This is a genomic window from Micromonospora sp. NPDC004540 (assembly GCF_040610095.1).
In the GTDB taxonomy this organism is placed as follows: Bacteria; Actinomycetota; Actinomycetes; order Mycobacteriales; family Micromonosporaceae; genus Micromonospora.
In genome coordinates this window covers 1-10,130 of sequence record NZ_JBEXLR010000153.1, presented here as the reverse complement: position 1 = coordinate 10,130, position 10,130 = coordinate 1, and the positions used below count along the sequence as shown (strand labels likewise).

Below are 10,130 nucleotides of genomic sequence, written 5' to 3'. Positions count from 1 at the left end.
GTACGCCCCGCAGCGGCGTGACGTGCCGGCCGACCTGGACCGCGAGCGCGGCCAGCAGCAGCCCCACGACCAGCGTGTGCACGGCCGCCCGGGCGAGCCGCCCGGCGACCAGGCCGGCCGCGCCGAGCAGGGCGAACGGCACGGTCGGCGCGATCGCGATCAGGGCCACCAGGAGCAGCACGTCGGCCCGGGAGGCGCGGTGGAACAGGAAGAAGTCGGGACTGCGGCCGAGCACGTCCAGCAGCGGCTGGGTGACCACCAGCCCGACCAGCGCCACCACCTCCAGCAGCCGGCCCGCCTCACCGCGCCAGCCGTCCCGGTTTCGGGGCCGGTCCGGGGCCGCCGGCGGAGCCTGCGGGGGCGCGAGCGTGCCCTCAGCCACCCACCACCACCTGGTAGAGGGTGCGGGTGCCGGACGGCAGTTCGGTGCGGCCGACGACCCGCCCGCGCGCCGCGAGCAGCGACTCGAACACCTCCCGGCGGTAGTCCGGGAAGAGGCCGTCGGGCTTGTTGGCCAGCAACCGGCGGGCCATCGGGTCGTCGGGATGGACGAACTCGACCACCAGGCTGCCGCCGGTCACGGTCAGCGCGGCGAGCTGGTCGAGCACCGCGGGCAGCGGCACGTTGCGGCCGATCGCCAGGTGGTGCACCACGGCCAGGGCGAGCACCGCGTCGGCCCGGGCCCGGTCGGCGAAGGCGGCCCGCTCGACGCCGCGCCAGCCACCACCGGGCGACGGGTCGGCCAGGTCCATCACCAGCGGCAGGATCCGTTCCTCCCCCTCGTCGCGCAGCGCGCGGTAGAGGGCGTCGACCACGGCCGGGTCCTGCTCGACGGCGACCACGTGGTCGGCGTGCCGGGCGGCGATCCGGGCGTAGCGGCCGTCGTTGGCGCCCAGGTCGAGCACCCGGCCCGGCCCCGTGACGGCCACCGCCCGGTCGACGAACGCCTCCTTGGCCTGCCGGTCCGGCACCGAGTAGGCGCAGGTGCGCTGGTAGTCCGACCAGTGGCTCTCCCCCGGCCGGTGGTCCAGCCGGCGGACCAGCTTCGTCAGGCCGCGCACCGTGGCCAGGGCCAGCTCGCGCGAGTAGCCGGCGGCCCGGAGCTGGGCCCGCACCGTGCTGGTGCTGGCCTCGGCGTTGCGGTCCTGCATGGCGCCGTGCAGATGGACGTGGGTGAACACCCCGGGCCGCCAGCGCCGGGCCCCGCCGAAGAGCCGGCGCATCTGGTCCGGCTCGATGCCGTCGACGCGGGCCCGCAGGAAGGGCTGGAAGTCCAGCCCGAGGTGGGCCTGGACCAGCAGCGGGTAGAGCAGGGTCTGGCAGAACTGCCGGTAGCCGGCCCAGGGCTCGCCGTCGCGGGCCGCCTCGAACGAGCCGACGTCGATGAAGACCGGCCGGGCGCCCCGCCACTGCACGTTGTAGGCGGAGCCGTCCTTGGTGGTGAAGCCGGCCGCCAGCGCGGCGCGCAGCACCTCCAGGTGCAGCAGCGCGGCGTCCCGGAGCATCCCGTAGGACCACTCGTAGGGGTGCGAGACGAACGGGATCCGCTCGTGGCGCAGCACTGCGGCCCAGGGCACGTCGACCGGGGTGGGGAACAGCTCCTCGGTGCCGCAGACCTGGCCGGTGGCGAGCAGGTCGCGGAAGAAGTCGCTGGCGGCCAGGGCGCGCCAGTCGCGGGCGGACCGCTCGTCCAGCCCGCGCAGCACCTCGCCGCCGCGGTGGAAGACCTGGTTGCCGGGGTCGCGGAAGGAGCCGGGCTCGGCGCGCAGGCCGGTGGTGTCGTGGAGCGCCACTCCGGTCAGCCCTGGTCGGTGGGCTGCCGGCGGAACCGGGCCACCAGCCGTCGCCAGTAGAGCTTGGCGGCCACCGCCACGCCGGCCACCCCGCCGACCACCGCCTGCACGATCAGGCTGCCGGATCCCGCGTCCAGGTAGGCCAGGTGCGTCACGGCCAGCTCCCTTCCCTCGCCAGTCATCGGAGTCCGGCCCGATATGAGAGCTTTACCGCTCTAAGCCGGACTTGTCCCACCGTACGCCCCTGGCCCGGGTCGCGAGGGCCACACCGGTCACTCGCCCCTCGTCCGATCCGTTCAAGACGGCCCGGGTCGCCGGCCCCTACCGTGGCGGCATGACACCGCAGTTCGACCTCATCGGGATGGCCGTCACCGACATGGGACGCACCCTGGACTTCTACCGCCGGCTCGGGCTGCCGGTCCCGCCCGGCGCGGAACGCGAGCCGCACGTGGAGATCACCCTCGACAACGGCGTCCGGCTGGCCTGGGACACGGTCGAGATCATCCGCAGCTTCGACCCCGACTACGCCCCGGCGACCGGCAGCCCGCGCGCCAGCCTGGCCTTCCGCTGCGCCGACCCGGCCGAGGTGGACCGCTGGTACGGCGAGCTCACCGCCGCCGGCCACCACGGCCACCGGCCACCCTGGGACGCCTTCTGGGGCCAGCGGTACGCGGTCCTGCACGACCCCGACGGCAACGGCGTGGACCTGTTCGCCCCACTCAAGTCCGACTGAGCCACCGCCGAGGCAGCCAGTGGAACGCCATGGAGGTATCCGGAGCCCGATGACCTCGATGGCGTTCCACCGACCACCGGCGGCGCCGGGGAGGACGGTCAGGCGCCGGCCGGCAGCAGGCGCGTCGGGGGGACGCCCGCCAACTCCTTCACCTCGCGGGTGAGGTGGGCCTGGTCGGCGTACCCGGCGAGGGCGGCGACCTCGGCGAGCGGCGCGCCGGCGCGAGCCAGGTCGAGGGCGCGGCGCATCCGCAGGATGCGGGCGAGGGTCTTCGGGCCGTACCCGAAGAGGGCCTGGCTGCGCCGGTGCAGGGCCCGCGCGCCGAGGCCGACCTCGGCGGCGGTCGCGGCGACCGTGGCGCCGGCGGCGAGCCGGGCGGCGACCCGCGCCCCGATCGGGTCCGGGCCGCCCGCGGCCCGCAACCGGCCCAGCGCGACCTCCTCCAGCACGGCGGCGATCGACGGTCCCGGCCATTCGGCGAGCGCCACGGCGGCCGGGCTGCTGCCGGCGGGCGCGCCGGCCGTTGGCCGTCCGAGGTGTCCGCGCCGGGCCCGCCCCGCGGGTGGCGCGTCGGCCGCCGCGATGCGGTCGGCCAGGTCGGCGGCGGCCCGTCCCCACAGGTCGGCGAGGGGCACCCGCTGGTCGCGCAGCTCGTCGGCGGGCACGCCGAACACGGCGGGTCCGGTGCCCGGCGGCAGCCGCAGCCCGACCCACCGCTCCCCCAGCACGCTCACCGACAGGTGCGCGGTCCGGTCGGGCCCGGCGACCAGCAGCCCGGACCGGCTGGACCAGAGCAGGTCCAGGCACCCGTCCGGCAGCACCCGCACCGGCCCGTCGCCGCGCGAGACGCTCGCCCACCGGACGGCCCCCGGGATTCCCGGCGCCGCTCCCTCCCGGTACATCCCCCCACCCTGCCACGCCGGGGCCCGATTCCCGCTCCGGATCTTGGCGAGTTTCCGCTCGCCGGGATCGCCGGCGGGCGTCAGGGGCGGTGGTGCATGGCGAGGCGGAGCAGGGTGAAGCGGAGGGCGGTCGCCGCGAGGTTGGCGGCGACCAGGACGGTCAGCTCCACGGCGCGGGGCGGGGTGCCGGCGGTGGCGTGCAGCACCGCCAGCGAGCCGCTGGTCAGGGCCAGGCCGAGGGCGAAGGCGAGCAGACCCTGGAGATGGTGCCGGCCCGCGTGCCGGCGGCCCGTGACGCCGAAGGTGAGCCGCCGGTTGGCCGCCGTGTTGGCCACCGCCGTGACCAGCAGGGCCAGCAGGTTCGCCGGTTGCGCCCCCAGCGGGCCGCGGGCCAGCAGGAACAGCACCAGGTACGCGAGCGTGCTGGCCACCCCGACCACGGCGAACCGGGCGAGCTGCCGGGGCAGCCCGGCCGGCACCTGGGCCGGCGGCGCGGGCAGCGGCGCCCGGCCGAGCTGCGCGCGCAGGTCGGCCAGGGGCAGCGCCCCGGTCACCAGGGCCCGACCCAACCGCCCGATGCCCCGCAGGTCGGCCAGGGCGGTGGCCACGATGTCCACCCGGCTGTCCGGGTCGTCGACCCAGTCCACCGGCACCTCGTGGATCCGCAGCCCGGCCCGCTGGGCCAGCACCAGCAGCTCGGTGTCGAAGAACCACCCGGTGTCCTGCACCAGCGGCAGCAGCCCGGCCGCCACGTCGGCGCGGATCGCCTTGAACCCGCACTGCGCGTCGGAGAAACGCACCGCGAGGGTGCCCCGCAGCAGCAGGTTGTAGCCGCGCGAGATCACCTCCCGTCTGGCGCCCCGGACCACCCGGCTGGTCCGTGCCAGCCGGGTGCCGATCGCCAGGTCCGAATGGCCGGAGATGAGCGGGGCGACCAGCGGCAGCAGGGCCGCCAGGTCGGTGGAGAGGTCCACGTCCATGTACGCCAGCACCGGCGCCGGCGAGGCGGACCAGGCGGCCCGCAGCGCCCTGCCCCGCCCCTTGGCGTCGAGGTGCAGCACGCCCACCTCGGGCAGCTCGGCGGCGAGCGCCTCGGCCACCGCGAGCGTGCCGTCCACGCTGGCGTTGTCCGCCACGGTGATCCGGAACGGGTACGGGAAGTGCGCGGTGAGGTGCGCGTGCAGCCGCCGGACGCAGGGGCCGAGGTCGGCCTCCTCGTTGTAGACGGGCACCACCACGTCCAGCACCGCCGTGGGCGCCGTGGGCCGGGCCTGCACCGCGGCCCGGGGTTCGCTCGTGAAGGTCATGGCTCAGCCCTGCTCTCCGCTGCTCAGGTCGTACACGGTCACGCCGTCGACGGTCTGCGCCGTGAAGTTCTCCGCGACCCAGGCGGCGATCTCGGCGGAGGCATTGCTGCCGCCGTTGGCCCGGAACCCACCGCCGCCGATGAAGTAGTGGATCCGTCCGTCGGCGACGTACTGCTGGAACTGGGCGAGGGTCGGGGACGGGTCGCTGCCGTTGAAGCCGCCGATCGGCATCACCGGTTCGCGGGTGGCGAGCTGGTAGCCCGAGGCGTTGTTCGAGCCGACCGTCGCGGCGACCCACGTGTAGTCGTCCGCGTCGGCCTCCAGCAGCGCCTTCAGCTCGGCGCTCGGCTCGCGGGCGTCGAGCAGCCCACCCATGCCGCCGCCCGCCGACCGGCCGCCGCCCGGCCCGGTCGCGCCGTTCTGGCCGGTGCCGTTCTGGCCGGTGCCGTCCTGGCCGCCGGGGAGGCCGGTGCCGCCGCCGGGGAAGGCCGGGAGCTGGCCGGTCTGGCCGGTACCGTTCGGCGCCGTGCCACCGTTCGGCGCCGTGCCACCGTTCGGCGCCGTGCCGCCGTTCTGGCCGCCCGGGAAGCCCGGGAACTGGCCGCCGGGGAACTGCGTGCCGCCCGGCATCCGGCCACCGCCCGGGAAGCCACCGCGACCGCCGGGGCCGAAGCCGCCCTGCACCACCGGGCCGGCGCTGGGGATCGAGCCGGTGTGCGCGGTCGCCGCCGTCTGGAGCGAGTACGCCACCGGGCCGGCCAGCGCGGCCGCCGCGCCGAGCGCCAGCACCACCGGGGCCACCCGCCGGGGCAGCCGGTCGGCCAGGACCAGCAGCGCGGCGGCGGCCAGGCCGACCACCAGCACGGCGGTGCGCAGCCACGGGTACCAGTCGGCGCTGCGGCCGAGCAGGTGCCAGGACCACCAGGCGGTCACCGCCAGCGTGCCGGCCAGGACCACGGTCGCCGCGAACCCGCGCCGCCGGCCCGGGGCGAACGGCCCACCCGCCGCTGCGGCCCGGGCGCTCGGCGCGACGGCGGCGGCCGGCGGGAGGGGGCCGGCGGCCGCCGCCGGGGCGTAGCCGGAGGTGGGCGTGGCGGGGACGGTCGGGGTGGTGCGGGCCCGCCAGAGCAGGGTCGCCCCGATGCCGACCAGCGCGCCGACCGCCGGAGCCAGGGCCACCGTGTAGTACGCGTGGAAGATCCCGGACATGAAGCTGAAGATCAACCCGGTGACCAGCAGCCAGCCGCCCCAGAGCAGCAACCCGGCCCGGGTCCGGTCGGTACGCGCCGCCCGCCCGGCGAGCCACAGCCCGGCGACCAGCAGGATCAGCGCGGCCGGCAGCAGCCAGGAGATCTGGCCGCCGACCTCGGTGTCGAACATCCGCAGCAGGCCGGACTGTCCGGAGAACGGGCCCCCGCCCCCGCCGCCCATCCGGCCGGCGCCGCCGACGCTGCCCTCCTCGTCACCGGTGATCCGGCCGAGGCCGTTGTAGCCAAGGGTCAGCTCCAGGATGCTGTTGTGCTGCGAGCCGCCGATGTACGGGCGGGCGCTCGCCGGGACCAGCTCCACGATCGCCACCCACCAGCCGGCGGCGACCACCACGGCCAGCCCGGCCAGCAGCAGCTGGCGGATCCGCCGCCAGAAGCCGGTCGGCGCGGCCAGCAGGTAGACCCCGGCGAAGACCGGGATCACCAGGAACGCCTGGAGCATCTTGGTGAGGAAGCCGAGGCCGACCAGCGCGCCGGTCAGCGTGATCCACCGGGTGCTCGCCGTCTCGACCGCGCGCACCGTCGCGTACGCGGCGGCGACCAGCAGGAGCACCAGCAGGGCGTCGGGGTTGTTGAAGCGGAACATCAGCGTGGCCACCGGGGTGACCGCGAGCACCGCGCCGGCGAGCAGGCCGGCGACCGGCCCGTACCAGCGGCGCACGGTGGCGTACAGGACGCCGACCGAGGCGACGCCGAGCAGCGCCTGCGGCACCAGGATCGACCAGCTGCTCAGCCCGAAGACGCGGACCGAGAGGGCCATCAGCCAGAGCGAGGCCGGAGTCTTGTCGACGGTGATCGAGTTGGCCGCGTCCGAGGAGCCGTAGAAGAACGCCTTCCAGCTCTCCGAGCCGGCCTGCACGGCCGCCGAGTAGAACGCGTTGCCCCAGCCCGAGGCGCCCAGGCCCCAGAGGTAGAGCAGCGCGGTGGCCAGCAGCAGGCCGAGCAGGGCCGGTCGGGTCCAGCGCGGGTCGCGACGGGGCGGTTCGGCCGGCGGCTGCGCCGGGGTCCGGACCGGTTCCGGGGCGGGCGCGGGGGCCGGGTCGGTCGCGGGCGACCCGGCCGTGGGCGCGGTCAGCAGGCTCTCTGTTCTGTCCATGCCGGCAAGCCTGGGGCGGCCCGCTGACCCACCCCCGTGAGCGACCTATGCGCCGGCTGTGGGTTCGGGCAGTCGCACCGTGAAGACGGTCCGGCCGGGACGGCTCACCACCTCGACCGCGCCGTGGTGGGCCTCCACCACGGCGGCCACGATGGCCAGGCCGAGGCCGGTGCTGCCGTGCGCCCGGGAGCGCGAGCTGTCGCCGCGGGCGAACCGCTCGAAGACCTCCGGTTGCAGCTCTTCGGGGATGCCGGGGCCGTCGTCGGTGACGCTCAGCTCGACCCCGCCGGCCACCGGCACGAGCCGGGTGGTCACCGTGGTGCCGGGCGGGGTGTGCACCCGGGCGTTGGCGAGCAGGTTCGCCAGCACCTGGTGCAGCCGGTGCGCGTCGCCCGTGACGCTCACCGGCTCGTCGGGCAGGTCGAGCTGCCAGCGGTGCTCGGGGCCGGCCACGTGCGCGTCGCTGACCGCGTTGACCACCATGGCGGTGAGGTCGACCGGGTCGGCCGCGAGCGGGCGACCGGAGTCGATCCGGGCGAGCAGCAGCAGGTCGTCGACGAGGCTGGTCATCCGGGTGCTCTCCGACTCCACCCGGCGCAGCGCGTGCGCCACGTCGGGCGGCACCTCGTCCCGGCCGCGCCGGGCCACCTCGGCGTAGCCGCGGATGGCGGCGAGGGGGGTGCGCAGCTCGTGGCTGGCGTCGGCGACGAACTGGCGTACCCGCATCTCGCTGGCCTGCCGGGCGGCGAGCGCGGCGGCGACGTGGCCGAGCATCCGGTTGAGCGCGCCGCCCACCTGTCCGACCTCGGTACGCGGGTCGGTGTCGGCCGCCGGCACCCGCACCGACAGGGCCACCTCGCCCCGGTCCAGCGGCAGCTCGGTGACCCGGGCGGCGGTGGCGGCGACCCGGTTCAGCGGCCGGAGCGCGGCCCGGACGATCAGCGCGGCGAGCCCGCCGGCGATGACCAGCCCGGCGGTGATCAGCCCGGCCTGGGCGACCAGCACCCACATGACGGTGTCCTGGACCCCGGCGAGCGGGATGGCGTAGATCGTCACGTCGCCGTCGGGCATCTGCCGGGCGAACGCCCGGTAGTCGCCCCGGTCACCGACGTCCACGCTGTGCGGTCGGCCGTCGGTGGGCACCTCGGCCAGCTCGCCGACCTCGGCCACCGACAGCGCCTCGGCGGTCCCGCTCTCCGTCCGGATGCCGGCGGTGGTCGCCCCGGTCTCGGGAACCCGGACCGCGATCGAGCCCGGCGGGAATCCGCGCGGCGGTTCCGTCACGGCCGAGCCGTCGCCCGGCTGATTCAGCCACGGCGGGTCCCCGCCGCCGCGGAAGGGCGGCCCGTTGTCGGGCCGGCGGTTGCCGCCGAGCTGGTTGTCGACCTGGCCGACGAGGAAGTGCTGCAGGGCGACCGTGGTCAGGACGCCGATGCCGATGCTGACCAGGGCCAGCAGCGCCACCACGGAGAGCACCAGGCGGCGGCGCAGCGACCAGCCGGCCAATCGCCGGCGCAGCCGCCCGCCCCGGTCACTCCGCGGGCTTGAGGACATAGCCCGCCCCACGCAGCGTGTGGATCATGGGCTCCCGGCCCGCGTCGATCTTCTTGCGCAGGTACGAGATGTACAGCTCGACCACGTTGGCCTGGCCGCCGAAGTCGTAGTTCCAGACCCGGTCGAGGATCTGCGCCTTGCTGAGCACCCGGCGCGGGTTGCGCATCAGGTAACGCAGCAGCTCGAACTCGGTGGCGGTGAGGTTGATCAGGTCGCCGCCGCGGCGTACCTCGTGGCTGTCCTCGTCGAGGCTCAGGTCGCCGACGGTGAGCACCGCTTCCTCGCGGGCGGCGACCGCGAACCCGGACCGGCGCAGCAGGGCGCGCAGCCGGGCGATCACCTCTTCGAGGCTGAACGGCTTGGTGACGTAGTCGTCGCCGCCGACGGTGAGCCCGGCGATCCGCTCCTCCACCGCGTCCCGGGCGGTCAGGAAGAGCACCGGCACGGTGGGCGCCTGCTCGCGCAGCCGGCGCAGCACCTGGAAGCCGTCCAGGTCGGGGAGCATGACGTCGAGCACCACGGCGTCGGGCTTGACCTGCCGGGCCGCGCTGATCGCCGCCATCCCGTTGCCGGCGGTGGTCACCTCCCAGCCCTCGTAGCGCAGCGCCATCGAGAGCAGGTCGGTGAGCGTCGGCTCGTCGTCCACCACCAGCACCCGCACCGGTTCGCCGTCCGGTCGGCGCAGCTCGATCCGGCCCTGCGCGGCCTGCCCGTTCATGACCATGCCCCCCATCGTGGGCGCACCCGCTGTGCCGGGCCTGTCCCGATCCTGTGTACCAGCTGTGCGGGCCGACCGGCGGGATCCGCGCGGCCCGGCCCGTCGGGGCGGACGCACAGCCGGACCACAGGTCCGGCCCACCTCCCCTCCAGCCGCGCGCGGCACGCTCACCGCATGAGCGTGGACGGGTTCTTCGAGGTCCGCTGGTGGTGGCGGGCGACGGCTCCAGGTCGCGGCGCGGCGTCAGACGCGCCGAACTGGAGTCGTCGTAGGGCGGTCCGGGTGGCGGTCTCGGATCGTACGGCGCTGCCGGCCGCCCGGCGGGCGGTGGCCCGCCGGCTCGCCGGGCTGCGCGCGGTCGACCTGGAGCTGTCCCGGGCGCACCGGGCCGCCGGCCGGCCGGTGCCGGTCGGCCCGCTCCTGCGTGAGCTGGTGGCGGTGTCGCTGGGGGCGGCGGAGGCGACCGGCGGGGCGGTCGACCCGACGGTCGGGGCGGCCCGGCTGCGCCGGTCGGTGGCCCCGCTGCCGGCCTGCGGCTCGGGCTGGGGGCGGGTGGACCGGGGCGAGGGCTGGCGGGCGGTGTCGCTGCGCGGGGACCTGCTGGCGGTGCCGCCGCCGCTCTGGCTGGACCTCGGCGGAACGGCGGGCGCGTACCTGGTGCAGCGGTGCGCCGAGCAGGTGGCGGAGCCGTCCGGGAACTTCACCGGAACGTCCAGGTGCACCCGCTCGGTCGACGGGTGCGCGTCGAGCAGGTCGGCG

The 10,130-nt window shown here is 76.2% G+C and carries 8 protein-coding genes and 2 pseudogenes; 2 read left to right on the top strand and 8 right to left on the bottom strand.

Annotated elements, in window-relative coordinates; genetic code table 11:
• The 3 genes and pseudogenes from ABZV78_RS30250 to ABZV78_RS30240 form a co-directional block, all read right to left on the bottom strand.
• Positions 1-382: pseudogene (locus ABZV78_RS30250) on the bottom strand (sulfatase); the annotation flags it as partial.
• On the bottom strand, positions 375-1,793 hold the full coding sequence (locus tag ABZV78_RS30245) for a class I SAM-dependent methyltransferase (RefSeq protein ID WP_355644072.1): 1,419 nt from the start codon (positions 1,791-1,793) through the stop codon (positions 375-377). The gene ABZV78_RS30245 and the pseudogene ABZV78_RS30250, both read right to left, overlap by 8 nt.
• A 5-nt stretch (positions 1,794-1,798) precedes the next feature.
• Complete coding sequence (locus ABZV78_RS30240; RefSeq protein ID WP_167364301.1) at positions 1,799-1,948, bottom strand: hypothetical protein; 150 nt, start codon at positions 1,946-1,948, stop codon at positions 1,799-1,801.
• A gap of 179 nt (positions 1,949-2,127) precedes the next feature.
• Here ABZV78_RS30240 and ABZV78_RS30235 point away from each other — a divergent pair, with 179 nt between their 5' ends.
• On the top strand, positions 2,128-2,526 hold the full coding sequence (locus tag ABZV78_RS30235) for a VOC family protein (protein WP_355644070.1): 399 nt from the start codon (positions 2,128-2,130) through the stop codon (positions 2,524-2,526).
• A 98-nt stretch (positions 2,527-2,624) separates the two neighbouring features.
• Here ABZV78_RS30235 and ABZV78_RS30230 read toward each other — a convergent pair whose 3' ends face one another.
• The 5 genes from ABZV78_RS30230 to ABZV78_RS30210 form a co-directional block, all read right to left on the bottom strand.
• Positions 2,625-3,428 carry a helix-turn-helix transcriptional regulator gene (locus tag ABZV78_RS30230; protein WP_355644068.1) on the bottom strand — a complete coding sequence of 268 codons (804 nt, stop codon included), beginning with the start codon at positions 3,426-3,428 and terminating at the stop codon, positions 2,625-2,627.
• 80 nt (positions 3,429-3,508) lie between these two features.
• Positions 3,509-4,735, bottom strand: a complete 1,227-nt coding sequence (locus tag ABZV78_RS30225) for a bifunctional glycosyltransferase family 2/GtrA family protein (RefSeq protein ID WP_355644067.1) — start codon at positions 4,733-4,735, stop codon at positions 3,509-3,511.
• A 3-nt stretch (positions 4,736-4,738) separates the two neighbouring features.
• On the bottom strand, positions 4,739-7,099 hold the full coding sequence (locus ABZV78_RS30220; protein ID WP_355644065.1) for a glycosyltransferase family 39 protein: 2,361 nt from the start codon (positions 7,097-7,099) through the stop codon (positions 4,739-4,741).
• A gap of 45 nt (positions 7,100-7,144) precedes the next feature.
• A complete protein-coding gene (locus tag ABZV78_RS30215; protein WP_355644063.1) occupies positions 7,145-8,653 on the bottom strand; it encodes an ATP-binding protein in 1,509 nt (502 codons plus the stop codon).
• Positions 8,631-9,371, bottom strand: coding sequence for a response regulator transcription factor (locus ABZV78_RS30210; RefSeq protein WP_355644074.1), 741 nt, complete (start codon positions 9,369-9,371; stop codon positions 8,631-8,633). Before ABZV78_RS30210 ends, ABZV78_RS30215 begins: the two co-directional genes overlap by 23 nt.
• A 174-nt stretch (positions 9,372-9,545) precedes the next feature.
• Here ABZV78_RS30210 and ABZV78_RS30205 point away from each other — a divergent pair.
• Positions 9,546-10,043 (top strand): annotated as a pseudogene (locus tag ABZV78_RS30205) (FAD:protein FMN transferase); the annotation flags it as partial.
• Between the last annotated feature and the right edge of the window lie 87 nt (positions 10,044-10,130).

Excerpts from the sequence above, each read along its gene's own strand:
- ABZV78_RS30235 (WP_355644070.1), top strand. The coding sequence starts at position 2,128 with ATGACACCGCAGTTCGACCTCATCGGGATGGCCGTCACCGACATGGGA.
- ABZV78_RS30230 (WP_355644068.1), bottom strand. The coding sequence starts at position 3,428 with ATGTACCGGGAGGGAGCGGCGCCGGGAATCCCGGGGGCCGTCCGGTGG.
- ABZV78_RS30225 (WP_355644067.1), bottom strand. The coding sequence starts at position 4,735 with ATGACCTTCACGAGCGAACCCCGGGCCGCGGTGCAGGCCCGGCCCACG.
- ABZV78_RS30220 (WP_355644065.1), bottom strand. The coding sequence starts at position 7,099 with ATGGACAGAACAGAGAGCCTGCTGACCGCGCCCACGGCCGGGTCGCCC.
- ABZV78_RS30215 (WP_355644063.1), bottom strand. The coding sequence starts at position 8,653 with ATGTCCTCAAGCCCGCGGAGTGACCGGGGCGGGCGGCTGCGCCGGCGA.
- ABZV78_RS30210 (WP_355644074.1), bottom strand. The coding sequence starts at position 9,371 with ATGAACGGGCAGGCCGCGCAGGGCCGGATCGAGCTGCGCCGACCGGAC.